At 65.0% G+C, this 26,364-nt stretch carries 19 protein-coding genes; 5 read left to right on the forward strand and 14 right to left on the reverse strand.

Going from position 1 to position 26,364, the window contains the following annotated elements; genetic code table 11:
- Nucleotides 1-7: 7 nt before the first annotated feature.
- Genes ASD75_RS15545 through ASD75_RS15555 form a run of 3 tightly spaced genes read left to right on the forward strand, consistent with a single transcriptional unit; the run spans nucleotide 8 to nucleotide 4,323 of the window.
- The gene (locus ASD75_RS15545; protein WP_056746873.1) at nucleotides 8-1,564 is read left to right on the forward strand and encodes a PepSY-associated TM helix domain-containing protein; all 1,557 of its coding nucleotides are present in this window, start codon (nucleotides 8-10) and stop codon (nucleotides 1,562-1,564) included.
- Between the two features lie 59 nt (nucleotides 1,565-1,623).
- Entirely contained in the window at nucleotides 1,624-3,420 is a 1,797-nt protein-coding gene (locus ASD75_RS15550) for an ATP-binding protein (protein WP_056746874.1), read from the forward strand.
- Nucleotides 3,421-3,450: 30 nt separating this feature from the next.
- Nucleotides 3,451-4,323 carry a hypothetical protein gene (locus ASD75_RS15555; protein ID WP_156401034.1) on the forward strand — a complete coding sequence of 291 codons (873 nt, stop codon included), beginning with the start codon at nucleotides 3,451-3,453 and terminating at the stop codon, nucleotides 4,321-4,323.
- A gap of 116 nt (nucleotides 4,324-4,439) precedes the next feature.
- Here ASD75_RS15555 and ASD75_RS15560 read toward each other — a convergent pair whose 3' ends face one another.
- Entirely contained in the window at nucleotides 4,440-6,077 is a 1,638-nt protein-coding gene (locus ASD75_RS15560) for an iron ABC transporter permease (RefSeq protein ID WP_056746983.1), read from the reverse strand.
- 284 nt (nucleotides 6,078-6,361) lie between these two features.
- Here ASD75_RS15560 and ASD75_RS15565 point away from each other — a divergent pair, with 284 nt between their 5' ends.
- Entirely contained in the window at nucleotides 6,362-7,426 is a 1,065-nt protein-coding gene (locus ASD75_RS15565) for an ABC transporter ATP-binding protein (protein ID WP_056066206.1), read from the forward strand.
- A gap of 84 nt (nucleotides 7,427-7,510) precedes the next feature.
- Here ASD75_RS15565 and ASD75_RS15570 read toward each other — a convergent pair whose 3' ends face one another.
- The 7 genes from ASD75_RS15570 to ASD75_RS15600 all read right to left on the reverse strand — a co-directional run bounded on the left by ASD75_RS15570 (nucleotide 7,511) and on the right by ASD75_RS15600 (nucleotide 13,604).
- A complete protein-coding gene (locus ASD75_RS15570; RefSeq protein ID WP_056746876.1) occupies nucleotides 7,511-8,743 on the reverse strand; it encodes a Yip1 family protein in 1,233 nt (410 codons plus the stop codon).
- A 191-nt stretch (nucleotides 8,744-8,934) separates the two neighbouring features.
- A complete protein-coding gene (locus ASD75_RS15575) occupies nucleotides 8,935-9,672 on the reverse strand; it encodes a 1-acyl-sn-glycerol-3-phosphate acyltransferase (protein WP_056066211.1) in 738 nt (245 codons plus the stop codon).
- A gap of 33 nt (nucleotides 9,673-9,705) precedes the next feature.
- Complete coding sequence (locus ASD75_RS15580) at nucleotides 9,706-11,001, reverse strand: dihydroorotase (RefSeq protein WP_056066214.1); 1,296 nt, start codon at nucleotides 10,999-11,001, stop codon at nucleotides 9,706-9,708.
- A gap of 79 nt (nucleotides 11,002-11,080) precedes the next feature.
- Complete coding sequence (locus ASD75_RS15585) at nucleotides 11,081-12,043, reverse strand: aspartate carbamoyltransferase catalytic subunit (protein WP_056066217.1); 963 nt, start codon at nucleotides 12,041-12,043, stop codon at nucleotides 11,081-11,083.
- A 12-nt stretch (nucleotides 12,044-12,055) separates the two neighbouring features.
- A complete protein-coding gene (gene pyrR / locus ASD75_RS15590; protein WP_015015581.1) occupies nucleotides 12,056-12,580 on the reverse strand; it encodes a bifunctional pyr operon transcriptional regulator/uracil phosphoribosyltransferase PyrR in 525 nt (174 codons plus the stop codon).
- A complete protein-coding gene (gene ruvX / locus ASD75_RS15595) occupies nucleotides 12,577-13,008 on the reverse strand; it encodes a Holliday junction resolvase RuvX (protein WP_015015582.1) in 432 nt (143 codons plus the stop codon). Before ruvX ends, pyrR begins: the two co-directional genes overlap by 4 nt.
- The gene (locus tag ASD75_RS15600; protein WP_015015583.1) at nucleotides 13,005-13,604 is read right to left on the reverse strand and encodes a YqgE/AlgH family protein; all 600 of its coding nucleotides are present in this window, start codon (nucleotides 13,602-13,604) and stop codon (nucleotides 13,005-13,007) included. The genes ruvX and ASD75_RS15600 overlap by 4 nt, the downstream gene beginning before the upstream one ends.
- Before the next feature lie 21 nt (nucleotides 13,605-13,625).
- On the opposite strand from ASD75_RS15600, the gene ASD75_RS15605 reads away from it, so the two are divergent.
- Nucleotides 13,626-15,110 (forward strand): deoxyribodipyrimidine photo-lyase, encoded by a 1,485-nt coding sequence (locus ASD75_RS15605; RefSeq protein WP_056746877.1) that lies wholly within the window; start codon nucleotides 13,626-13,628, stop codon nucleotides 15,108-15,110.
- Nucleotides 15,111-15,149: 39 nt separating this feature from the next.
- Here ASD75_RS15605 and ASD75_RS15610 read toward each other — a convergent pair whose 3' ends face one another.
- The 6 genes from ASD75_RS15610 to ASD75_RS15635 all read right to left on the reverse strand — a co-directional run bounded on the left by ASD75_RS15610 (nucleotide 15,150) and on the right by ASD75_RS15635 (nucleotide 26,338).
- Entirely contained in the window at nucleotides 15,150-16,322 is a 1,173-nt protein-coding gene (locus ASD75_RS15610; protein ID WP_056746878.1) for a PilT/PilU family type 4a pilus ATPase, read from the reverse strand.
- A gap of 111 nt (nucleotides 16,323-16,433) precedes the next feature.
- Complete coding sequence (locus tag ASD75_RS15615) at nucleotides 16,434-22,670, reverse strand: Hpt domain-containing protein (protein ID WP_056746879.1); 6,237 nt, start codon at nucleotides 22,668-22,670, stop codon at nucleotides 16,434-16,436.
- A 51-nt stretch (nucleotides 22,671-22,721) separates the two neighbouring features.
- On the reverse strand, nucleotides 22,722-25,010 hold the full coding sequence (locus ASD75_RS15620; RefSeq protein ID WP_056746880.1) for a methyl-accepting chemotaxis protein: 2,289 nt from the start codon (nucleotides 25,008-25,010) through the stop codon (nucleotides 22,722-22,724).
- Between the two features lie 21 nt (nucleotides 25,011-25,031).
- On the reverse strand, nucleotides 25,032-25,559 hold the full coding sequence (locus ASD75_RS15625; protein ID WP_056066233.1) for a chemotaxis protein CheW: 528 nt from the start codon (nucleotides 25,557-25,559) through the stop codon (nucleotides 25,032-25,034).
- A 15-nt stretch (nucleotides 25,560-25,574) separates the two neighbouring features.
- Nucleotides 25,575-25,940, reverse strand: coding sequence for a PleD family two-component system response regulator (locus ASD75_RS15630; protein WP_005796104.1), 366 nt, complete (start codon nucleotides 25,938-25,940; stop codon nucleotides 25,575-25,577).
- Nucleotides 25,940-26,338, reverse strand: coding sequence for a PleD family two-component system response regulator (locus ASD75_RS15635; RefSeq protein WP_005796099.1), 399 nt, complete (start codon nucleotides 26,336-26,338; stop codon nucleotides 25,940-25,942). Before ASD75_RS15635 ends, ASD75_RS15630 begins: the two co-directional genes overlap by 1 nt.
- Nucleotides 26,339-26,364: the final 26 nt, after the last annotated feature.

Genomic DNA, 26,364 nt, shown 5'->3' on the forward strand with positions numbered 1-26,364 from the left:
ACCGGACATGCCACACGCCAAACGCTGGCTGTACCTCGTCCACCGCTGGCTGGGCGTGTTGCTATGCGCCTTCTTCGCCATGTGGTTCGTCTCGGGCGTGGTGATGATGTACGTGGGCTACCCAAAGCTCACCCAGGCCGAGCGCCTTGCCCATCTGCCGCCCCTGCGCAGCACCATGCTAGGCCCCGAGCGCCTGCTGGAACCCGCCGATGCCCTGCAGCGCGCGGGCCTGGTAGGCCCGCTGCAGGACCTGCGGCTGGCGGTGGCCACCGGCGGGCGTGCCGTGTACGTGGTGGTGCCCGCAGCACCCACCGGCGACACCGCACCAAGCCCGCGCAGGGCACCGGCGCCTGCGGTCATCGACGCCATCACCGGCGAGCGATTGCAGCGTGTGGACGCCACGCACGCCATCGCCTCGGCCCGCGCCTTTGCGCAGCAAGCCAACCCGTCCATCGACTACCAGGGCATGATCGACGAGGACGCCTTCACCCACTCGCGCGCACTCGATGTGCACCGCCCCCTGCACCGCCTGCACCTGGGCGACAGCGCGGGCACCGTGGTCTATGTGTCGGGCACCACCGGCGAGGTGGTGCGCGATGCACCGCGGCAGGAACGCGCCTGGAACTACGCAGGCGCCTGGATCCACTGGCTCTACCCCTTCCGGGGCAATGTCTTCAATGACTACTGGACGGACATCGTGAACTGGCTGTCCGTCGCAGGCATCGTGCTCGCGGTGACGGGCACGGTGGTGGGCGTGCTGCGCTGGCGCTTCCGGGGCCGGTACAAGACGGGCGCGCGCACGCCGTACAGGGGTTACATGATGCGCTGGCACCATGTGTTTGGGCTGGTATTTGCGGTCATCACGTTCACCTGGATCTTCAGCGGCCTCATGTCCATGAACCCGTGGAAAATTTTCGACAGCGGCGCAATGCCACTGCGCCAGCAGGCCATGAATGGCGGGCCCCTGCAAGTGCCCGCGCAGGCAGCAGCGGTGCAAGCCTTGCTCTCTGCGGCGTCGCCCTACACCCGTGAACTGCGGTGGGTGCGCCATGCCGGCCACACGCTGGTGCTGGCCCACAGCCCCACAGGCGCCCCGACGGTGCTGGACGCCATCTCCGCCGCCGCGCACGTGTGGGCCCCAGGTGCTGTGGCCGAAGCCGCCGCGCGCCTGTTGCCCCACGCGGTGGTGCGCACCGACACCCTGACCGCCTACGATCTGCACTACTACGACCGCGCTGCCCACACCATGACTGGCGGCGCCGAGAAGCCTTTGCCCGCGCTTCGCGTGGTGTTCGACGACCCGCACGCCACCTGGGTGCACATCGACCCGCACACAGGCGCCGTACTGGGCCGCACCGACAGCCACCGCCGCACGAGCCGCTGGCTGTTTGCCATGCTGCACAGCTGGGACTGGCTGCCGCTGCTGGAGCGCAGACCGCTCTGGGATGTGATGCTCATCGCGCTGAGCCTGGGTGGGGCGGTGATGAGCGTGACAGGCGTCATACTGGGGTGGCGCAGGCTGGGTACGAAACTGCAAGGACCGCAGTGGCGCAGCAGCCGCTAGTGACCAGGGCGCAGTGCGCGCCTATGATGGCTATCGTTGCGCTTGGAAACATTTTGCCCATGACGGCCCCTAAACCGCCCTCCGCCACCGCCCCCGAGCGTTCTGCCACCAGCAGTGCGGCACCGCACCTCAAGCGGCCATCCAGCCTGCCTTTGCGTGCCATGGTGACATGGGGTACGGCCTTGGTCTTGATCATGGCCTGGGGTACGGTGGCTCTGCTTATGGATGTGTCACGGCGCGATGCCATGAACGCGCAGGTTCGCCAGAACAGCAATCTCGCGCTGAGCCTGGGCGAACAGACCGTACGGGTGATGGCGGCCGTAGACCAGGCGACCCTTCGCATGCGTGACACTGTGCTGGCCAACGACTTTGAAAAGGCAGACTTCACGCGGTTCGCCAACGAGACCGGGCTTGCCCCCTTGATCCTGACTCAGCTCTCACTGGTCGGCTCCGACGGCCGGTTCGTTGGAAGCAACATCGACCCCACCGGCGAGAAAACGGGTCACGTTGACCTGTCCGAGCGTGAGCATGTGCAAGTGCACCTCCATCCCTCCGCGTCGGAGACGGTACGTCTGCAGCAGACGCCTAGCGGACTGTTTGTGGGCAAGCCCGTGATTGGGAAGGTGTCCGGCAAGGCCACCATCCAGTTGTCGCGCAAGATTCAGGACGCTGGCGGTGGCGGTGGCGTAGCCAGCGTGATTGTTGCCTCCGTGAACCCCGGTTACTTTGAGGACGTCTATCGCGGAGTTCAATTGGGGCGAACTGGCGTCGTGACACTTATCGGAAACGACCGCACCATTCGAGCAAGAGTGATGGGAGGACAGAGCGTCGGAATGGGAAGCGTAGTGCCGCGCAGTCCGGACAACAACGCAGAAGAACGCGGCCCCAGCGGCCACTACGTGCGCTCCAGCGGCATCGACGGTATCGAACGCATTTATGCCTACAGCCGTGTTGGCACCTACCCTCTGATGGTGGTGGTGGCCACCAGCACCGACGAGGCCTTGCAGGAATGGCGCGCTAGCCGCAATGTGGCCCTGTTCACCATGGCGCTGTTCAGTGTGGCGCTGGTGGGTGCAGCGCTGATCTTTGTGCGCAGCGTGCGCCAGTTGGAGAGCACCAACGCCGCACTGCGCATCAGCGAGGCCGAGGCCCGCTCGGCCAGCCAGGCCAAGAGCGAGTTCCTGGCCGCCGTCTCGCACGAGTTGCGCACGCCCCTCACCAGCATCCGCGGCTTCGCAGAACTGATGGAGCTACGGCTGGAGCAGCCCCGCTTCAAGGAACAGGCCAGCCTGATCCGCAAGGCGGCAGACCACTTGAACGCCCTGCTCACCGAGATCCTGGACCTGGCCAAGGTGGAAGCAGGTGCCATGCCCCACATGCCCACCGAACAGAACGTGACCGAGATTGTTCAGTCCACCGCCGACTTCTTTGCCGTCACGGCCGCCAACAAGAACCTGGCGCTCCATGTGCGCATTGCCCCTGACGCCCCCCACACTTTGATGTGTGACGGACTGCGGCTCAAGCAGGTGCTCAACAACCTGCTGTCCAACGCCATGAAATTCACGACCGCAGGCTCGGTCACCATCGAAGTGGATGCCAGCAACGACGCCGTCCGCTTTCATGTGGTGGACACCGGCCCGGGCATCCCGGCGCACCTGCACGAAACGATCTTCGAAAAATTCCGCCAGGGCGACGACCAGGTGAGCTACCAGCACGGTGGCACCGGATTGGGCCTGGCGTTGTCGCGGGCGTTGGCGGTGCTGATGGGGGGCACGCTCACGCTGTCATCCGCAGAAGGCCAAGGCGCGCGCTTTACGCTGACCCTGCCGCGCAACCGGGGCACTGAGCCTCAGTAATCAGGTTCGTACTGGTGGGACGCTACGGCGTTGTGGAGTCAGTGCCGGCTGCGCAACGTACGGCTGAGCAAAATCACCGGCACCGGCACCGGCACCGGCACCGGCACCAGCGCCGGCGGCGACAATCCGCCTCGCCAGCGCGATGATGGTGTCCCCACAGGCAGGGGCGCCCCACGCTATTGGGAACATCAAGTGAAGAAATTTTGGCTCAGTGCGACAGTAACTCTCTATTTCTCATTGGCCGCATCGCATGCGGCGAGCAATTCCGCTCACCACGCCATCACCCAGGTAAGCACGCAAAACCCTGCTTTGACGGCCGCATTGACGGATCTGAAGATGGCGCTTTTTGCCCCGAGGACCGCTTTGCTGTTTGACAACGGGGGCGTGGCAAATAACTGCGCGCAGTACTCCAACCTTTTGTCTTCCGGTGCGCCGGACGAATCCACACGCAGTGCTGAGATTCGCAGTGAATACTTGGTGTGCGACGCAGTTCAGATGCTCGGCCTCCAGCCGTTCATCGTGACCCAAGCATCCTTACCTGCCAACGCGGCCAGAACGCTTTTCGAGCGATTGGACATGCGCTCCTTCCCGTCATCGCTGCGCAACCGGGCCGACGGTCAAACACACACGCTCAACACTCTTTTGGCCTCGGGCAAAGTGACAATGACCAGAGACACGGTGGAGGTCGAAACGAACACACAATTCTTCAGCCTGAAGATCGTCGGTGTGGTGAAGCGCCCGGCCAACGAATTTGGTGGTAGACGCTTGCAGAAAGAATGGATTGTCTGGGTTGGAGATGAGCTGAAAGACGGCAACTACAAGTCTTACCGTACGTTGATAGTGCGCCTGCCCAGTGACTCGCGCGGCGGTCAGTACACGGGATCCATCCACCCGATGCAGTGACGCCAGGGCGAGGACAGCGGTACGATAGATTGGAGTGATCTGTCAGGGGAATTGGGAAGGCTATGCATCAGCAACGCCCCCTCCCCCCTCTGCCTCGGCTGCTTTGTGGCCTCGGTCTACGCCCGACTGCGCAACGTACGGCTGAGCAAAATCACAGGCACCAGCCCCACCGCCACCAGCGCCAGTGACGGCAAGGCCGCCTCGCCCAGGCGCTCGTCGCGGGCCAGCTGATAGGCCACCACGGCCAGGGTGTCGCTGTTGAAGGGGCGCAGCACCATGGTGGCGGGCAGCTCCTTCATCACATCCACAAACACCAGCAGCGCTGCGGCGGCGGTAGAGCGCTTGAGCAGCGGCCAGTGCACGCGCGCCAACAGGCCTGCGCTGCCCATGCCCAGCATGCGGGCAGAGTCGTCCAGGCTGGGCGGAATCCGCGCGTAGCCGCTCTGCATGGATTGCAGGGCGACTGCACAAAACCGCACCAGGTAGGCCCACACAATGCCAAAGGCCGTGGCCGTGACCAACGCGCCCACACCCCACTGCGGCATGGCCGCCTGCAGCCAGCCTACGGGCAACAACAGCCCCACCACGATGACGGCGCCCGGCACGGCATAACCCACGCTGGCCAGCTGCACCACGCCACGCGTGATGGCGTCGGGCTGGCGGCGCACCGCAAAAGCCAGGGCGAGCGCGATGGCGACGGCCAGCGCCGCAGTGATGCATCCTAAGCGCACGCTGTGCCAGGCCCATTCCATGAACCGCTCCCACGGCAGCACCGACCAGTCGGCCGCCAGCGGCCGCAGCATGAAGACCACCGGGGCGACAAAACCCATGACCACCGGCATCGTACAGACCGCCCAGGCGGCCCACCGGCGCGCACCCTGGAGCCGCAGCGGCTGCGCCTCGGCCGAGCCTGCGCGCCCGCCGCCGGTGGCAAAACGCATGCGCTTTTGCGCGCGGTGCTCCAGGTGCAGCAGCGCCATCACCACCACCAGCAGCATGGTGGCCAGCTGCGCGGCGGCCAAGCGGTTGTCCATGGACAGCCAGGCCTTGTAGATGCCCGTGGTGAAGGTCTGGATGCCGAAGTAGCTGGCCACGCCGAAGTCGGCCAGGGTTTCCATCAGCACCAGCGCCACGCCCGCCGCCACAGCCGGGCGCGCCAGCGGCAGGGCCACGGCGCGGATGCGGCGCGGCAGCGGTGCACCCAGCAGGCGTGCGGCCTCCATGAGGTGGGCAGCACGCTCACCCAGCGCCGTGCGCGCCAGCAGGTACACGTAGGGGTAGAGCGAGAAGATGAACACCCACACCGCGCCGCCCAGGCTGCGCACCTCGGGCAGCAGGCGGCCTTCCAGGCCGAAGGTGTTGCGCAGGCCCACCTGCAGCGGGCCGCTGAACTGCAGAAAGTCGGTGTAGGCGTAGGCCGTCACGTAGGCGGGCATCGCCAGCGGCAACAGCAGCAGCCATTCAAAGGTGCGGCGGCCCGGAAAGTCGAACAGCGTCACGGCCGCAGCCGCCAGCGTGCCCACCACGGCCGCGCCCAGCGCAACCAGCACGCTGAGCCACAGCGTGGTCCACACATAGCCGGGCAGCACCGTGGCCGCCATTTCGCGCAGGATGGCGCCCGTCTGCGCATCGCCCTGCCCGGTGGGCGAGAACGGCAGCCACGACGCCAGCACCGCCAGCACCGGCAAGGCCAGAAAGCCTGCAAACAGGATCAGCGGGATGCTGCGAAAGGCAGAGGACGGCGTGCGGCGCAAGGCGATGGGCTCGGGAGAGGAAAGAAAGCGCACACCTGCCGAAAGGCATGGGCACCCTGGTGCAGTGTTGCACGCTATCTGGCACTTAAAAACCGCGTCTTTTCGGCCAGGGCTGCGTAGCAAATCCTAGCGATACCTCCGGGTATCGCAGTGGTTTGCGCCTTGCCCTGACCAAAAATCCATCGGTTTTCAATGTGCCATCTAGCGCGCAACACTACACCAGCACCCAGGAATGCAAATGCGAATTTTAAGCATTCACTCCACCCCGCCTAAAATGCACAGATATGTTTCTTGAGGTCTCCCAACTCGAAGTGCACTACGCAGGCCGCGCACAGGCCGCCGTGCAAGGCGTCACGCTCAGCCTGAAAGCGGGTGACATCGGCGTGCTGATCGGCCCCTCCGGCTGCGGCAAGACCACCCTGCTGCGCGCCGTGGCCGGGCTGGAGCCCGTGACGGGTGGCGAGATACGCCTCACCAAAAGTGTGGTCAGCAGCGCCCGCCTGAGCGTGCCACCCGAGCTGCGCCGTATCGGCATGGTGTTCCAGGACTACGCGCTGTTCCCGCACCTGTCGGTGGGCCGCAATGTGGCGTTTGGCATCCACCAGTTGCCCAAGGCCGAGCAGGCCGCGCGGGTGGCTGAGGTGCTGCAGCTGGTGGGCCTGACGGGCAGCGAGCACCGCTACCCGCACGAACTCTCTGGCGGCCAGCAGCAGCGTGTGGCGCTGGCGCGTGCGCTGGCGCCGCGCCCACAGCTCATGCTGCTGGACGAGCCGTTTTCCAACCTGGATGTGGACCTGCGCGAGCGCCTGGCACACGAGGTGCGCGGCATTCTCAAGGCCGCAGGCGCCACGGCGCTGTTTGTGACGCACGACCAGTTCGAGGCGTTTGCCATCGGCGATGTGATTGGCGTGATGAACGAAGGCCACCTGCACCAGTGGGACGATGCATACACCCTGTACCACCGCCCCGCCACGCGGTTTGTGGCCGACTTCATCGGCCACGGCGTGTTTGCCCCCGCCACGCTGGTGCAGCGCGGCAACAACGTGGTGGCCCAAACACCCTTGGGCGACCTGACCGACCTGGATGAGTGCCCCCTGCCCAGCAGCTACCCTGCGGGTGAATGTGATGTGCTGCTGCGCGCCGACGACATCGTGCACGACGACCATGCGCCCGTGCAGGCGCAAATCGTGCGCAAGTCGTTCCGGGGGTCGGAGTTTCTGTACACCCTGCGCCTGGCCAGTGGCCACACGGTGCTGGCCCATGTGCCCAGCCACCACGACCACGCGCTGGGCGAGTGGATCGGCATCCGCGCCCAGGTCGACCATGTGGTGACGTTTCCGCGTGGCTGAGGCGGTGATGGAATCAAAATCGGCTGGATGCGCTAGTCGAACATGCCTGAATTGCTATTGAATCAATAGCAATTACCCTCCAGCTCAGGACTTGCCCTTGCGCTGCAGGCCTTCCAGCCCGTTCAGGTCCACCTGCGACATCAGGCCTCGCAGCTCTTTCACACCGATCTTGTCGCCCTCAATGCTGACCACAAGGCCGTTCTTCAGGATGGTCTTGAACTCTGCGTGGCTGCCATCCTTGTCGTAGCGCTGGTGCAGGGTGCGGCCCCCCTCTTGCCACGTCTTTTCGGCGCTGGTCTGGTCTTCTTTCTCGCCCTGCGCCATGCCCATGGCCATCACCGCCATCTGCCCCAGGCCGCCCACGTCCACGATCTCCAGGCGCAGCTGCTTGTCGTCGTTGCCGTATTGCGCGCTGGCCTGGCTGGTGGGTAAGCCCAGGGCGGCACCGTCCTGCACGTCAAAACCCGTGCGGGGCAGGCCCGCCAGCTTCTCGGGCAGGGCCGCCTTGAGCGTCTGGGCCGCAATGGCCTGACCCCCACCCAGCACACCCGCAGCGGCCTTGGCGGCATCGCCCGTGGCGGCTGCGATGGCGGCCGGATCCTGGCTCTTCTGGGCCTCTTCCATCTTGCGGGCGGCTTCTTCCATCTTCTTGCCGGCAGCTTCCAGACCGGCGGTGTCGATGGACACCTTGCCACCGGGCGTGTTCATGGTGATGGCAGGGGCATCGGCACCGCCAAACAGCGCACCGCTGCGCGGCATGAACAGCGCACTGACGGCACCGATGACCACACCCACCACGATGGCCGCAATGATGACCACCACCGTGTAGCCCACCGACTTTTCGGGCGCACTGCGCATGAGCACAGGCAGGCCGGTGTAGAGCAGGTAGATGGAGTACACCGCCGCCAGCAGGCCCAGCATGGCCAGCGATGGCAGCAGGCTGAACACTCCGCCCAGCAGGGCGGCCGTGCTGGCGTACACCGCCACCTTCTGTGCCTGGATGGCATTCTTTTGCCCGCCGAAGGTGGGCGCCAGCGCATCGATGATGAAACCGAGCACCAGCAAGCCCACCAGGCTCAACCCGTATGACACGACCATGTTCACCAGCCCGGAGACAAAAGGCACGCGGATGGTGACCCCAAAACCGCCAAAGCCGATCAGCGACATGCCGATGAAACCGCAGACCGCCGGAATGGCGGCCAGGATCATGGCGTAGCGGGTGAACAGGGTGGCGGTGTCGGTGGCCTCCGCATCGATGGTGGCCCAGGCCTCCTTGGGTTGCAGAAGAATGCTTTTGGCGCGTTCAATCAGGTTCATGGTGCCCTCCCGGCAGTGTGCAAAGGCCTGCGATGAACCGCAGGCAAATGGAAAGCGCGGACGATACGGGACATTGCGCCGGGCAGACCACCTGGACGACCACCTGCAGGGCCCAAAGCGTGGAATATGCACGCTTTTGCCGCACAAAGACAGCTCGTTGGGAACCCAGGGCCCGGAACCTGTGTGCGTTCTCAGGCCTTGCGCAGCTGATCGACCGTGTCGTGCAGGTGCTGCGTCCAGGTGCGGCGGTCGCGCTCGCCTGCCAGCTCCGGGGGGCCGTAGTGCACCACGGCCTCGATGGGCGGGGCGCTGAGCGTGCGCCAGATCGAGCCCACCAGGGTTTCGTCGCCGATGTAGCTGGGAGCAAAACTGGTGGCGCCCGTGGCCTTGTCGGCAAAGCGCAGGCCTACGGGCTGCACGGGCGCCTTTGCAGCCACGGCGGCCTGCAGCAGGTTGGCGTGGAAGGGCAGCATCTCGCGCCCGTCGCCCGTGGTGCCTTCGGGGAACACGGCCAGCACCTCGCCGCGCTCCAGCGCCTCCTGCATCGAGCGCACCATGCGCAGCGCATCGCGGCGTGAGCTGCGTTCGATGTAGAGCGTGCCCGCCGCCGTGGCCAGGGTGCCGATCAGCGGCCAGGCCTGCACGTCGGATTTGGAGACAAAACGGCAGTGCCGCGCCGCATGCATCACCGGGATGTCGAGCCACGAGATGTGGTTGGCCACCAGCATCACCGGGCCAGTCACCGGGGGCTGCCCCAGGATGCGCAGGCTGATGCCCGCATGGGCCAGCAGCTCCAGCGACCACACCTGCACGCGGGCGTGCTGCTGGTCGGGCGACAGCGCCGGAAACCGCAGCGCCACAATCCACAGGCCTTTGGCAATGTGGCCCAGCAGCCGCAAGAGGCGCCAGCTGGCGCGCAGGAACTTCACGGCCGGGCCTTGCTATCGCAGCGTCGCGCCGTCTCAGCCGCGGTCAAAAGCGACCTGTCCGCCGACCAGGGTCATGCGCACGCGGCCGGGCAGCTCGTAACCCGAGAACGGCGTGTGTTTGCCCTGGCTGGCGAGCGCGTCGTCCTGCACCGTCCACGCTGCCTGCGGGTCGAAGATGCAGAGGTCGCCCACGCCGCCTTCCACGATCTGGCCGACGCTGGCCTGCAAGGTGCCCAGCGCGTTGCCCAGCACGCGTGCGGGCTCTGCCGTGACCACGGCCAGCGCGCGCTGCAAAGGCACACCACTGTCTTGCGACCACTTGAGCGCCAGCGACAGCAGCAGCTCCAGCCCCGTGGCGCCGGGCTCGGCTTCGGCAAACGGCAGGGTCTTGGCGTCTTCATCCACCGGGGTGTGGTCGGACACCAGCGCATCGATGGTCCCGTCGAGCAGCGCCGCGCTCAGGGCGTCGCGGTCACGTTGCTGGCGCAGCGGCGGCGTCAGGCGCGCGCGGCTGTCAAAGAAGCCGATGTCGTTTTCGGTGAGGTGCAGCGAGTTGATGCTGACATCGGCGGTGACCTTCAGGCCATCGGCCTTGGCGCGGCGTACCAGCTCCACGCCCGCAGCGCTGCTCAGGCGGCACAGGTGCACGCGCGCGCCGGTGGTCTTGAGCAGTTCAAAAATAGTGTGCAGCGCAATGGTCTCTGCCGCCACGGGCACGCCCGACAGGCCCAGCCGCGTGGCCAGCGCACCGCTGGCGGCCACGCCCTTGCCCAGGTGCATCTCTTGCGGGCGCAGCCACACGGTGTAGCCAAAGGTGGCGGCGTACTGCAGCGCGCGCTGCAGCACCTGGGTGCTGGCCAGCGGCACCTCGGCCTGGCCAAAGCCCACGCAGCCGGATTCGGTCAGCTCGGCCATCTCGGTCAGCACCTCGCCAGCGAGGTTGCGCGTGAGCGCGCCCAGCGGGAACAGGCGCGACTGGTGCAGCTTCTCGGCGCGGAACTTGAGCATCTCCACCAGGCCGGGCTCGTCGAGCACGGGGTCGGTATCGGGTGGGCACACCAGGCTGGTGACGCCACCGGCCACAGCGGCGGCCATTTCGGATTCGAGCATGCCTTCGTGCTCGTGGCCGGGCTCGCGCAGGCGCGCGGCCAGGTCCACCAGGCCGGGCAACACGATGCAGCCAGCAGCGTTGATGGTGCGGTTGGGCGCAAAGTCGGGCGGCACGCGGTTGACCCCCACGATGCGGCCCGCCGCCAGCGCGATGTCGCAGGTCTGGTCAAGGCCCGAGGCGGGGTCGATCACACGGCCGTTCTGGATCAGTATCTTCATGATTTCAAGCCAAATTGGCTGCTAGCGCTTGATTGATAAGCACAAACAGCTATGAAAACAGGAGTATTCATCCTCAAGGTCACGCCTCGTTCCCTGCGACGATGGACATGACAGCCATGCGTACCGCGATGCCGAAGGTCACCTGCGGCAGGATCACGCTCTGCTTGCCATCGACCACGGCGGAGTCGATCTCCACGCCACGGTTGATGGGGCCGGGGTGCATGACGATGGCGTCGGGCTTGGCCAGTTGCAGCTTTTCCTGCGTGAGGCCGAAGCTCTTGAAATACTCCTGGCTGGAAGGCAGCAGCGCACCGCTCATGCGCTCGTTCTGCAGGCGCAGCATGATGACCACGTCGGCGTCCTTGATGCCCTCTTCAAGCGTGTGGCACACCCGCACGCCCATTTGCGCCATGTCCGACGGCACCAGGGTGCGCGGCCCCACCACACGCACTTCGGCGCAGCCCAAGGTGGTCAGGCCGTGGATGTCCGAGCGCGCCACGCGCGAGTGCAGCACGTCGCCCACGATGGCCACGGTGAGGTTGCTGAAGTCCTTTTTGTAGTGACGGATGGTGTACATGTCCAGCAACCCCTGCGTGGGGTGGGCATGCCGTCCGTCGCCGGCGTTGATCACGTGCACATGCGGCGCCACGTGCTGCGCGATCAGGTAAGGCGCGCCGGACTCGCTGTGCCGCACCACGAACAGGTCGGCGGCCATCGCGCTCAGGTTGGCGATGGTGTCGAGCAGCGACTCACCCTTGCTGGCCGAGCTGCGCGCGATGTCCAGGTTGATCACGTCGGCCGACAGACGCTTGGCCGCGATCTCGAACGTGGTGCGCGTGCGCGTGCTGTTCTCGAAGAACAGGTTGAACACGCTCTTGCCGCGCAGCAGGGGCACCTTCTTCACTTCGCGGTCGTTCACGCTCACGAAGTTGGCTGCCGTGTCGAGGATGTGCGTGACGATGTCGCGCGGCAGGCCCTCGATGGACAGCAGGTGGATGAGTTCGCCGTTGCCGTTGAGTTGGGGATTGCGCTTGTGCAGCACGGTCAGGCCTCTTTAGTCTTTGTCTTGGACTTGGAATTGGAAGGTACCGCTGTCGCCTCGCGCCAGGGCAAGCGACTGGGCGGCAGGCAGAGCCACGCGCGCAGCGGCAAAGTCGGCCTGCACGGGCAGCTCGCGCCCGCCACGGTCCACCAGCACGGCCAGGCGCACACTGGCGGGGCGGCCGTAGTCGAACAGCTCGTTGAGCACGGCGCGGATGGTGCGGCCGGTGTAGAGCACGTCGTCGAGCACCAGCACGTCGGCGCCGTTCACGTCAAACGGCAGCGCGGTCTGCGCACTGGCCGACAGGCCACGCTGGGCGAAGTCGTCGCGGTGCATCACCGATGACAACACACCGGCCGGGCCTTCCAGGCCCAGGTCTTTTTGCAGGCGCTCGGCCAGCCAGGCGCCGCCGGAAGCGATGCCCGCCAGGCGCGTGGTGGGGGTCAACATGCTGCGCACGCCGCGCAGCAGTTCGCGGTACAGCGCCTCGGCATCAAGCACCAGGCTGCCGGACATTCCGGGGGATGGGGTGGTCATGGGAGATTCCTCAAAAACTGTTCCAGGATGATGCAGGCCGAGGCCGCGTCGGCATCCTTGGCACCACCTGCAATGGCTTCGGTGGTGCTGTAGCGCTCGTCCACCTCGAACACCTGCAATCCAAAGCGCCCGCGCAACTGGCGCCCGAACTTGAGAGCACGCGCGGTGTTTTCGTGGGCCGCACCGTCGGGGTGGTAGGGCACGCCGATCACCAGCGCATCGGGCTGCCATTCCTTGATGCGCTCGGCCACCTGGGCAAAACGGGCGTCGCCCTCGGCCTGGATGGTGCGCTGGGGTGTGGCGCTCTTGAGCATGCGGTTGCCCGAGGCCACGCCCGTGCGCTTGAGCCCAAAGTCAAAAGCAAGAAAGGTCTGGAAATGCGCAGGAACGGCTGGCGGCTGAATGGACTGAGCGGGCGCGCCAGTCATGCGTGCCCCGCCTCCGGCGACAGCATCCAGGCCTGCAAGCCCAGAAGCGACAGGGCCCGGTCGTACCGCTCGGGCACGGGCGTGTCGAAGATCACCGACAGATCGGCGGCCACCGTGAGCCAGGCGTTCTCGGCAAGCTCAGACTCCAACTGACCCTCGCCCCAGGACGAATACCCCAGCGTGATGAGCACGCGGCGGGGACCTGCGCCAGTGGAAAGGGCTTCGAGCACGTCCTTGGAGGTGGTCATCTCCAGGCCACCGGGGATGGTCATGGTGGAGGCGTAGGCCGACTCGTCGGTTTCCCCCTTGTCCATGAGCATGGGTTCGTGCAGCACAAATCCGCGCTCGGTCTGCACCGGGCCGCCCTGAAAAACGGGCTCTTTGGTGAGGTCCTCGCGGCGCAGCGACAGGTCCACCTTGTCAAACAGGCCCTTGAGGGTGATATCGGTGGGCTTGTTGATGATGAGGCCAAGCGCACCGCGTTCGCTGTGCTCACACAGATAGACGACGCTGCGCGCAAAAGACTCATCTTCCAGGCCGGGCATCGCGATCAGGAAGTGATGCGTCAGGTTGATGGGCGCAGAATCGAAAGACATCCCGCAATTTTAACGGTGAACATGCCCCCCTCCCCCGAGCCCACTTACTCCCGTGGCCTTGTCTGGTTCCGCCGCGATCTGCGTGCCCACGACCAGGCGGCCCTGTACCACGCGCTGACGCGCTGCGAGCAGGTGTTCTGCGCCTTTGTCTTTGACAAGCACATCCTCGACGCCCTGCCCCGCGCCGACCGCCGGGTGGAGTTCATCCGCGAGTCGCTGGTGGAGCTGGATGACACGCTGCGCGCGCTTTCGGGGCAGAAAAGGGGCGGCCTCATCGTGTGGCACGCGGTGGCTAGCGATGCCATTCCGGCCCTGGCCAGCGCCCTGGACGTGCAGGCTGTTTTTGCCAACCACGATGACGAGCCCCAGGCGCTGGACCGCGACAGCTTGGTACGCACGCGCCTGGCGGCGGCCGGCAAGGCCTTTCACACGTTCAAGGAACATACCCTGCTCGAGCGCAGCGAAGTGCTGACGCAGACCGGCAACCCGTACAGCGTGTTCACGCCGTACAAGAATGCGTGGCTCAAGAAGATCGATGAGTTCCAGCTCAAGAGCTATCCGGTGGAGCGCCACGCCCACCATCTGGCGGCGCGCCCAGAGGCTCATTGCCAGCCTGTGCCCACCTTGCAGGACCTAGGGTTTGAGCCCACAGCGCTGTCCCAGCTGCGCCTGCCCACCGGCGCCCAGGGCGCACAGCAGTTATTCGACGATTTTCTCGGCCGCATCGAGCGGTATGAGGACACGCGCAACTTTCCAGCGGTGAAAGGGCCTAGCTACCTGAGCGTGCACCTGCGTTTTGGCACCATCTCGCCGCGCTTGCTGGCACGCACGGCGCACCGCCTGATGCTGGAGGGCAACCCGGGCGCCACTACCTGGCTCAGCGAACTGATCTGGCGGGACTTCTACTTCCAGATCCTGCACCACCACCCGCATGTGGTGGGCCAGAGCTTCAAACCGGCCTACGATGCCATCGCCTGGGAGACCGGCCCCGAGGCCGATGCCCTGTTTGCCGCCTGGTGCGAGGGCCGCACCGGCTACCCGCTGGTGGATGCCGCCATGGCGCAGATCAACCAGACGGGCTACATGCACAACCGCCTGCGCATGGTGGTGGCAAGCTTTCTGGTGAAAGACCTGGGCATTGACTGGCGCCGCGGCGAGGCCTACTTTGCCACGCACCTCAATGACTTCGACCTGGCCGCCAACAACGGTGGCTGGCAGTGGGCCAGCTCCAGCGGGTGTGATGCCCAGCCGTATTTCCGCATCTTCAACCCGGTGAGCCAGAGCGAGAAGTTCGACCCGGAGGGCAAGTTCATCCGCCGTTACCTACCCCAGCTCGCAGCGCTCCCCACCAAGGCACTCCACGCCCCCTGGCTGGCGCGCCCGCTGGAGTTGCAGGAAGCGGGCGTGCGCCTGGGAGACACCTACCCCTTACCCGTGGTGGAGCACGATGCCGCAAGGCAACGCACGTTGGAGCGGTATGCCGTGGTGAAGACGGCTGCAGGGTGACAACACACGGACCCACAGACTCAAGCAGGTCGCCGAGGGCTAACGATGCGCCGTGGGCGGCGGGTCGTCCGGCGGGGGCTCCTCCGGCGCCATCTGCATGCTCTCACCGCCCAGCGAGGCACCGGCGGCCAGCCTCAGTCGCAAACGCACATCGGTGCGGTTGTCGGCGTTAGCGATGGCTTCTTCGGGCGATATCGTGCCCGCCTCCACCATGCCCAGCAGTGACTGATCAAAACTCCACATGCCCTGCTCACCACTGCGGGTGATGGCGGTCTTGAGTTCGTCGATCTGCCCCTTCTGGATCAGTTCGGCCACATAGGGCGTGAGCAGCATGATCTCGGTGGCGGGCACCAAGTGGCCTGCAAGGCCCGGCACCAGGCGTTGCGCCACCACCGCCCGCAGGTTGAGGGACAGGTCCATGAGCAGTTGGCGGTGCGCGTCCTCGGGGAAAAAATTCACGATGCGCTGCACCGCCTGGTTGGCATTGTTGGCGTGCAGGGTGGACACACACAAGTGGCCGGACTCTGCGTAGTGCAGCGCGTGCTGCATGGTGGCCCGGTCGCGGATCTCGCCGATCATGATCACGTTGGGCGCCTCGCGCATGGCACGGCGCAGCGCCTCGTCATACGACAGGGTGTCGAGACCCACCTCGCGCTGCGTTACCAGGGATTTTTTGTGGCTGTGCAGGTATTCGATGGGGTCTTCTACCGTGAGGATGTGCCCGCCAGTGTGCGTGTTGCGATGGTCCAGCAATGCGGCCAGCGTGGTGGTCTTGCCCGAACCTGCGGAGCCCACCGTCAAGACCAGCCCCCCTTTGAGAAACGCCAGCCGCTGCAGCACGGGCGGCAACCCCAGTTCTTCCAGCGTCGGGATCCGCGCTATCACATGGCGGATCACCATGCCGACCTGCCCCCGCTGCATGTGCACGTTCACGCGAAAGCGCTCCCCATCGGCGGTCTGCAGCGAGAGGTCGCACTCCATCGTGGTCTCGAACTCCTTGCGCTGGGCCTCGCGCAAGATGGAATAGGCCATATGCCGCACATCGTCGGCCGCCAGGACTTGCTGTGTGATGGGGACAAAGGCACCCTGCCGCTTGATGGTGGGCGCGGCACCCGCCAGCAAAAACAGGTCCGAAGCCCGCTCGCGCGCTACCAGGGCCAGGCAGGCCAGCAGCCGGGGGTCAGGGGAAGGGGATGGAGCCAGCGGGTCCATCACGGTGACTCGGTCCGCCCTATCGATGCACAGGACACCACAAGGCAAGGCAACAAGAGAGCACTCCCGACCCAGGCTGACTCGCAGGGTCGGGAGTGGGCCAGCATGGTGTCAGGCCTCAGCCGCTGCAGCGATGCGGGCGTAGTGCTGGATCAGGCTCAGCAGCTCTTCGTCCGAATACGGCTTGCCCAGGTAGTGATTCACACCCAGCTCCATCGCGTGCTCGCGGTGCTTTTCAGCAATCCGCGAGGTGATCATGATGATGGGCAGATCACGCAAGGCACCGTCTGCACGGATGTTGCGCGCCAGATCGAAGCCGTCCATGCGCGGCATTTCGATGTCGGACAGAACCACCGTCGGGCGTTCTTCCTGCAGACGCTCCAGCGCCTGCAGGCCATCGGCCGCCAGGGCCACACGGTAGCCTTCGCGCTGCAGCAGACGCTGCGTCACGCGGCGCACGGTGATGGAATCGTCCACCACCAGCACCAGCGGCACCTGGCTCGGTCCCGACAACTGCTGAGACACGACGGCCTTACCCGTACCGCCGGCAGCGGGGGTGTCGGGTGCTGGCGCCATGTCGGCACTGGCCGCACGCACCTGGTCGCCATACACCGTGGCCAAGGCCACCGGGTTGTAGATGAGCACCACGGCACCCGATGCCAGCACGGACATGCCCGCCAGACCCGGAAGACGGGACAACTGCGGCCCCAGGTTCTTCACCACCACTTCCTGGTTGCCCAGCACTTCGTCCACGTGCATCGCAACACGCTGGGCAGCGCTTCGGAAGATCACCACCGGGCGGGTCTTGCCCGCCGGCTCGGTGCTGCGGCTGGACGACTGCAGCAGGGCTCCCGACCAGAAGAACGGGATTTTCTCCATGCCGTCGTCAAACACGCCGGTACGGTAAGCCTCTGCCAAGTCAGGGGCCGAGGTGCGGCGGACGATCTCGACGACGTTGGCCGGAACGCCGATCGCCAGGTCACCCGAGCGCAGCATCACCACCTGCGTCACCGCGGTGGTCAACGGCAGCACCATGCGGAATGCCGCGCCCTTGCCCGCCTCGGTGGAGGTTTCGATGCGGCCGCCCAGCGCATTGATCTCAGCACGCACCACGTCCATGCCGATGCCCCGCCCTGCCAGACCAGTCACTTCGGAGGCCGTCGAGAAGCCCGGCATGAAGATCAGGTTGGCCGCATCTGCATCGCTCAGCTCCACGCCGGGCTCCACGATGCCCTGAGACACGGCCTTTTCGCGAATGCGCGGCAGGTTCAGACCCGCTCCGTCATCGCGGAACTCGACCGATACGTCATTGCCTTCGTGGTGCAGGTCCACCGTGATGGTGCCCGACGCCGGCTTGCCGGCCGCCGTGCGCACTTCAGGCTCTTCGATGCCGTGGGCCACGCAATTGCGCAACAAGTGCTCGAAGGCGGGCGTCATGCGGTCCAGCACGCCGCGGTCCATTTCGATGGAGCCACCGGTGATGTCCAGCTTGATCTGCTTGCCGGTTTCCTTGGAGGCCTGGCGCACCACCGCGTACAAGCGCTCGGCAATCCCCTCGAACTCCACCATACGTGTGCGCAGCAGATCCCGTTGCAGCTCACGCGCCTGGCGGCCTTGGGCAATCAAGTCGTCTTCAGCGCCTTCCATGGCGCGTTGCAGATTGCGCTGCACCGTGGCCACGTCGTTGACCGACTCGGCCATCATGCGGGTCAACTCCTGCACCCGTGTGAAGCGGTCGAACTCCAGCGGATCGAAGCCCGCAGCAGAGTCCTTGGACAGCGCCAGACGCGACTGCATTTGAGATTCGGCCTGCACCTCGATGTCGCGCAACTGCTGGCGCAAGCGGTCCAGATTGCCCGACAGATCGGTGAGTGAGCTGCGGAACTGGCCCAGGCGCGCGTCCAGGCGCGAACGGCTGATCATCACCTCGCCCGCCTGGTTGACCAGGCGGTCCAGCAGCTGTGCACGCACGCGCACCGACTGGTTGGCTGCCACTCGCAGGGGCGCCAGCTGGGATGGTCCTGGCAGGCGCACGGCCGGAGCCGTTATCGCCAGCGGCTTGGCAGAAGATGCTGCCGCCGAGGGGACGGAGGCTGCGGCCGCATCCACCACATTGGCACGCAAGGCGGGCGTGGCTTCGACCGGCAGAGTAACCACCGTGTCGGAAGGACTCTGACCAATGGCACGCAGCGCCTCGAAGTTGGCTTGCAGTCCATCGAAACTGCCTTGCAACGGCTCAATCTGGTCGGCCGTGACGGTTTCTGCGTCCAGCTGCTCGATCGCAGATTCCAGCCGGTGGGCCATTTCGCCCAGGCGCATCGCCCCGGCCAGTCGTGAACTGCCCTTGAGCGTGTGCAGGGCTCGCAATACTTCGCTGCGGGCGCTGAGGTTGTCGGGGCGCGACGCCCATTGGCGCAACGCACCACCGAGCTGGGGCAGCAACTCGGCCGCCTCTTCCTCGAAGATGGGGAACAGGTCGGGATCGATAACGTCGATCGCATCGATGTCATCGTCCGCGTCCGGGATCGAGGCAATGGCGTGCGCAATGGCATCGTCAATGTGCTGATCGTGGTCGTGGATGACTGCAGACAGCGCGGGCGCCACATGGCCCACCACAGGGGCAGGCACAGCCGGTGCAACAGCCTCAGGCTCTGCATCCACCCCAGGCACCTCCGCCACCGGCTCAGGCGCCAACTCGGCCGCAGCAACTTCGGACGCTTCCTGCTCTGCGGCGTCGAGGTAGGCCTGCGCATCTTCCTCGGGTGGAGACTGGGTGCTGACCACCTCGGTTTCCAGAATCTGGCGCAGCTGGGCCAGCACTTCCGGGCTCGGCTCTTTGAGGAACCCGGCAGCAAACTGGTGCAACAGGCGACGGATGTCTTCCGCTGCAGCCATGAACGCTGCCGCCTGCTCCTCGGTGCCACCCGACTGCAGCTGCACATGCTGCAGCGTGTGCTCCAGCACGCGGGCCATTTCGGACAGCGCGGTGAAGCCCACCGTGGCCGAACTGCCGGCGAGCGAGTGCGACAGGGCCACGGCCGTGTCAGGCAGCGGCTCATGCAGTTCCAGCGCCCATTCCTGCAAACAGGTCACCAAGCGACGAGACCATTCATCGGCCTCATTCAGGTACACGTTGTACAGCGGGATACCGATGCGCAGCGTGTCGATGACCTTCACCGCATCGTCGCTGCCGCCTTCTTCCTGCGGCAGGGCATCGAGCAGATGCGCCACTTCTTGCGCGGGCTCCACTTCAGCGATCAGGTCGTCTGGCAACGCTTCGGAACCGGCCACAGCCACGTCCTCGGGGGCAGGTGCAAGCAGTTCGGCAGCCTCGGCCGACTCGGCCTCCAGCAGCTTCTCCAGCTCAGCCACGTCCAGGGCTTCCAACCCATCCGAAGGAATGGGGGCCTCTGTATCCACCGCGTTTTGCGGTTCGGCGGCATCGAGCACCAGGTCTTCTGGCAGCAATAGTTCGTCGCCCAGGGCGCCTGCGGGCGCTTGCAGCGGCGCATCGACAGCTTCTGCGTGATCCACTGCAGGCACAGGCGCTTCCGCAGACACAGGTTCCAGGTCAGGCAGCTCCAGGTCGAGGACAAAGTCCACGCTGGACGGATCGACCACAGGTACAGGCTCGTGGGCAGACTCGTTCAATGCTGCAGTGAACACCGAGAAGTCGATCTCCTCGGCCACTTCCGGGGCAGTGTTGGCGCTCTCGACGGGCTGTTCGGGCACATGCTCGGAGATCTCGGTGGCCTGGAAATCCGGCACCGTCAGTTCTTCGTTGAGCACTTCAGCGGAGAGGGCATCCACCGGCTCTGCCGCGGCCTCGGAAAGCTCCGGCGCGGCCTGTGGTGCTGTAGGTTCGGGCGCCATACCGCCACCCGATGGCATCGCCAGCGGTACCAGCGTGCCATCCAGGCGCATGGCGTCTGCCGACCGGCGGAAGGACTCAGGGTCCCAGCCCGTCGCGCGGCCTGCGGCGATGTCGTCTGCCCAGCTGCTGAAAGCATGCAGTGCGTCGGTGGACAACTGCAACAAGGTCGGCTGCATGGGCTTTTGTTCGGCCAGCCAGACGTTGAGCACCTGCTCCATCGACCAGGCTGCTTCGCCAAAGTCATTCAGCCCCACCATGCGCGAGCTGCCCTTGAGCGTATGGAACGCACGGCGCAGTGTGGTCTGCTCGCTCAGGTCACCAGGTTCACCCCGCAGCTGCTCAATGGCAGCCAAGCCGTTGACCACCACTTCGCGTGCCTCTTCGAGGAACACGTCGAGCAGTTCATCTTCGACATCGGGCACTGGAGCGGGCGCAGCCGCCAGAGAAGCTGCTTCCAGCGGTACGGGCGCGGCAACGGCGGGAACGTCAAAGGAGATATCCGGGGCCAGGCCTGCGGGCTCTGCCGCCACGCTGGCATCGGCTGCGGGGGCCGACTCAAAATCAGGGAACGGTGCAAAGTCCGTGGGCTCGCTGACAGGCTCCTGCACCGGAAAGCGGGGAATCACGTCTGGCACCAAGGTGGCAGAACGCTCTTCCAGCTTGGCAGGCGCTTCTTCCACAGCATCAGAGGCGCGCGCACGGGTTTTACCCATGAGGATGCGCAGTTCGCCCAGTTCTTCGTCGTACACAAAGAGCTTGCGCGCCATGGTGCGCTGATAGCTCAGCATGTCGATCAGGAAACCCAATGCGCCCAGGCTGTTACCCAGCTTTTCAAACGCGCTTTGGCGTTCTTCTTCGGGCACCTCGTTGATCAGCAGACGCTCCACCGTGTCGCGCATGCGGACCACCGCCAGTGATGCCTGATCCAGCCCCAGCACCGACAGCACGCCGCGCATCTGCGCAAGATGGCCTGGCACGGTCGCCAGCACACCAGTGTCCTTCGGGTTGCGGAAAAACTGGTCCATGGCCTTTTCGGCCTCGCCCAGGGTCACCCGGAGCTCATCGACCACGCTGCCCATGGTCTGGTTGTCGCTGACCCGGCGGTACAGCTCTTCCATCCAGTGTTCAAGGGGTTCGGGTTCGGCACCCGCCGTGACCGCATCCAGACGCTCTGCAAGACGGCTGGCGCGGGCTTCCATCTGTTCGTCTGCCGTGTCCAGCTCTTCAAAAGCTGCCTGCAGGTACAGCACGGAGGTAGCCACTTCCATCGCCAATGCGGGCGACGGGGGTTCGCCCGACCGGGTGGTTGAATCCAGGGCACGCGTCAGCGCCTGCGCCAGGTTCTCACTGCCCGGATGGAGCTTGCGCAGCGAATCACACACCAAGCTGAACTGGTCTGCCGCTGGCTTGAGTTTGTTGCGGTCGCCACCCGCCAGGGCAGACCAGGTTTCCGTGGCCGAGGCAATGCGCTTGCGCGCCTGCGTCAACACCGCCGGGTCAAACCGTCCGAAGCGGGCAGTCTCGTAGTCCACCGGCTTGAAGCGGTCCAGCGCAAAGGCCTGACGGACAGCACGCAATGAGGGCGCTGCGTCCTCTGCCAGATCGGCCACCTTGGCCTGCGAGCAGAAGAACAGCAGGTCCTGCACCAGCCGGTCGGCGATCGTCGGATCGCCCTTGGCCAAGGTGGCGTACTGCATGAGCACACGGGATGCCACGCGCTTGACGTACACATCTGGCGGCAAAAGGCCCGAGCCAAACGCATCGAAGAAACCCGCGCAAATTTTCCAGAACGCACGCGCCTGCCGATCTGTTTGTGCAGCCACAAAGCCCAGGCAGGTGTCGCGCAGGCTCAGGGCGGCCTTCAGGTCCCCCGACTTGACGATGCGCAGCACAGCTGCATCCAGCCGCGCCCGCGCCTCGGGACCGTAGGGCAGAGGTGGGCGCGATACCGCACCTTCGGGTTCACGGAAACGGCGCTCCACCGGCCAGAGATCAGCGGGATGAACGCGATCAGCGCCTGCCAGTGCCTGGGCATCGCGGTACTGCGGAAACAGGGCCACGGGCGATACGGCTTTGCCCGCCAGCACGGTTTCCAGGTATTCGATCAGCGCAAAACTGGCGCGCTCGATCACGGCGGCAGCGTCATCGCTGCAGGTTTCGGGGCGCTGAACAAACTTCTGCACCGCCGATTCCATGGACCGCAACACCAGCGCCGGAGGGCCCATGCCCACCATTTCCAGCGCACCACAGGCTTGGTGCAGTTGCTGGCGCGCAATGCGCAGGGGGCCAGCGTCCAGCGCCGCCAGATCAGACTCGCGTGCTACCTCTGCATCACGCACAAAGCGCCGCATCGCCTTGACAGCACCGTCCAGCGATTTGCGCAGCTCGTCAAGCACCCAAGCCAAAGGACCCAGGTCCTGATCTCCCTGGGTCCCGTCGGCGGCCGGTGCATTGTTGACATCAATAGATGACATGGATTCGTCCCCGGCTGCAATGAGCCAGCTGGTTGATGACTAACTGCTGCGTCAGGCGATCTTGAAACGTGCCACCGATTGGCGCAGTTCCTCGGCCATGTGCGAGAGCTCGCGCACCTGTTGCGCTGTGGTGCGGGTACCTTCACCCGTCTGCTCGGTCACCGCAAAAATGTGCTGGATGTTGTCGGCTACTTCGTTGGCCAGAACAGCTTCCCGGGAAGTCGAAGACGAAATCTGCTCAATCAGTTCGGCCAAACGGCGCGACACGCGGTCAATCTCGGTCAGCGCAGTACCAGCGCTGTCGGACAGGCGTGCCCCTTCCACCACACCCTGCGTGGAGCGCTCCATAGCAGCCACGGCATCCTGGGTGTCGGTCTGAATGGCTTTCACCAGGGCAGAAATCTGGCGCGTCGCATCGGCCGAACGTTCAGCCAGACGCTGCACTTCTTCCGCCACCACCGAGAAGCCGCGACCGGCTTCACCGGCGGATGCAGCCTGGATGGCAGCGTTCAGAGCCAGCACGTTCGTCTGTTCGGTAATGTCAGAAATCAGCTCGGTAATTTCACCGATCTCCTGCGACGATTCACCCAGGCGCTTGATCCGCTTGGAGGTGTCCTGGATCTGGTCACGGATGGAGTTCATACCGCCGATGGCGTTCTGCACGGCCTGCAGACCCGAGTCCGCGGCTTGCAGCGACTGACGGGCCACCGTGGCGGACTCTTGCGCTTGTGTAGACACCTCGTTAATGCGGGTCGCCATGTCCAGAACGGAGCGGCCGGTTTCGCGGATTTCACGCAGCTGCTCGGTCGATGCCGCCAGCAGTTCGGTCGAGGTGTTGTCCACCTGGGCAGTCGTCTGCGCCACGCGGGTCGCCGTGTTCTGCACGCTGCCCACCAGTTGACGCAGCTCTTCCACCGTGTAGTTCACCGAGTCGGCAATGGCGCCGGTGATGTCTTCCGTCACGGTGGCTTCTTGCGTCAGGTCACCTTCAGCGACCGACTGCAGTTCGTTCATCAAACGCAAAATGGCGGCCTGGTTGGCGTCGTTGACGCGCTTGGCTTCCTGCTCCTGGCGCTTGGCGTCGCGTTGCTGATTTTCAGCAGCTGCCTGACGGCCACGGCTGTCCAGCAGCTGGACGCGCGAAATGCCGATACCGCACAGCAGCACGAACAAGCCTGCCAGCGCCAGAGCGGCGAACTGGCCGGCGCCCAGACCGGTCTGGGCGGACAGCTTGCTCTGCAGACCTTCCAGCTGGCGGCGCAGTGGCTCGCTGTCGGCAATGATGGCGGACTGCGCTTCGCGGGCAGACACCAGACCTTGCAGGTTGCCCAGAATCGCGCTGGCCTGGGTCCGGGTCTGTTCGTACAGCTTGATCAGCGCTTCCAGTTGTTCGCGGGTCTGCGCGTCCTTGGTGGCCGAAAGGCGCAGCTCGGGGCTGCCTTCCAGCAGGCCCTGCGCGATTTCCTTGAAGGAGTTCAAGTCCTTGCCCAACAGGAACACGGCCTCAGGGCTCACGCCTTCCATCGTCTGGAACTCGTTGGCAGACTTGCCGATACGCTGGGTCAACATCACCAGCTGGCCTGCGGCGGAGATTTCGGCAGCGGGCGCATTTTGTTGCAGCTTGAGCGAGGAGACCGTTTCAGCGATTTCCAGCAGGTCGGACGACTGGCGGTTGATGGTGCGCAGAGCGTCGCCCACCTGCGTCAGGATCTTCTGCTGACCCATCACCACGCTGGCGTTGCGCTCGGCGCGCTCCATCAGGGGGTTGACGGCGTCCAGATCGGGCTTGAAGGGCTCACCCAGCGACTGCACACCCAGCTCGTTGTCACCGGCATTCAGGGCGCGCACGTTGCGCGCCAGCACGCCAGAGCTTTCCACCACGTCAGGGAAGGCCTGTGGGCTACCCACCAGTGCCTGCGACACCGACTTGGCAAGACGTTGCGACTGCATCAGCGACTGACCGGTAGCGGCCAATTGCTGTGCGGAACGGTCGGCCTGCTGCAGCACCCAACCGGCAATCAGCGCCAGCACCACCACACCCACGGCCAGCAAGGCCAGCAGTCGGCGCTGATGGCCGGCAGCGGTCGAGCGGCCCAGCAGGGGCAGGCTGATGAGATCTTCTTCGGCCTCGGGCGCGGTCAGCTCGGGCGTGTAGCCGTCGGGATCGCCCTGGACGCTGTTCATGGCTTCGGCCTGGTAGGAGTCGCGCAGTTGCGAACCATCCAGAGCCCCCGTGGCCAGGAGATCCTGCCCATCGTCGGTCGCGCCGGTGGCTGCGCCGGTGTCAGGCGTGGCGGGTTTCCGGTTGAACAGTTTTCCAAATTGATTGACGACGGACATGGTGCAGCCTTACAGAAAAACTCAAGCACTGATGCTCAGGAAAGCGGGATGTTGGGACAGGATCTGCAAGTTCAGCTCCTGCCAGCGTGTGCCACTGGAATCGATATAGGTGGTGCCGAAGAAGCTGGGTGAATCCTCGGCGGGCGGCTCGGACGACACAAACGCATCCGTGCCGCGCAGACCGGCGAGGCGGTCCACCAGCAAGGCAGCATTAACGTCGAGCGCCGCATTGAATGCCAGCAGGCTGGCCTCGGACAGGGCTTGCTCGGTGCGTGCTGCGGTGGACCCCAGCAACCCAGCCAGATCCACCACCCCCACCAAGCCACCTCGCAGGTTGGCCACTCCCAGAAACCAGCTCTGGGTGTAAGGCACGGCCTGCACCGATACCCAGGGGAAGATCTCCCCGGACTGCCCCAGGGGCAGCAAATAGAAATTCCCGGCGGACTCTACAGCCAGCCAGGAGGACACAGACGTACCTTCGGACCTTGCAGCCTGCAAACGGCTGGCAAGTCGGGTCTGGAGCTCCCGTAGGGCTTCGCGGTTTGCCATGAGCGCGCCGCTGCCTCAGTTCAGAGCGTCAATTTTGGCCTGCAGCTCTGCGGGATCCACCGGCTTGGTGATGTAGCCGCGCGCACCCTGGCGCATGCCCCAGACACGATCGGTTTCCTGATTCTTGCTGGTGCACATGATGATGGGCACATCAGCGTAAAGGGGGTCGCGGGTAATGGCACGCGTGAGCTGAAACCCGTTTTGGCCCGGCATCACCACATCCATCAGGATGAGGTCAGGCTTTTCTTCGGCCAGACGGCGAAACGCCTCTTCGGCATTTTCTGCGGTACGGACTTGCATGCCTTTTTTCTGAAGCAGGTCCGTCAAAAACATCAACTCGGTCTTCGAGTCGTCGACGACCAATACTTTCTGAATGGGCATTACATGGCTCCTTGTTGGGAATTGCCAAACTGCTGCACTGCCTGCAACAGCTGGTCTTTGGTAAACGGCTTGGTGAGATATTCCTGGCAGCCGACCATGCGCCCACGCGCCTTGTCGAACACGCCGTCCTTGGAGGACAGCATCACCACCGGGGTATCTGCGAAACGGGCGTTGCGCTTGATGATGGCGCAGGTCTGGTACCCGTCGAGCTTGGGCATGAGGATGTCGCAGAAAATCAGCTGAGGCTGGTAATCGTTGACTTTGGCCAAAGCATCAAAGCCGTCGTCGGCCAACAAGACTTCGTGCCCCCCCTGCTTGAGAAAAATCTCGGCGCTTCGACGGATGGTGTTGCTGTCATCCACCACGAGCACTTTGAAAGATGCGCCTGTTGTAGTCAATTGTCACTGCTCCCGATGGAGAAAAT

The organism is Acidovorax sp. Root568, assembly GCF_001427445.1.
Lineage (GTDB): Bacteria > Pseudomonadota > Gammaproteobacteria > Burkholderiales > Burkholderiaceae_C > Acidovorax > Acidovorax delafieldii.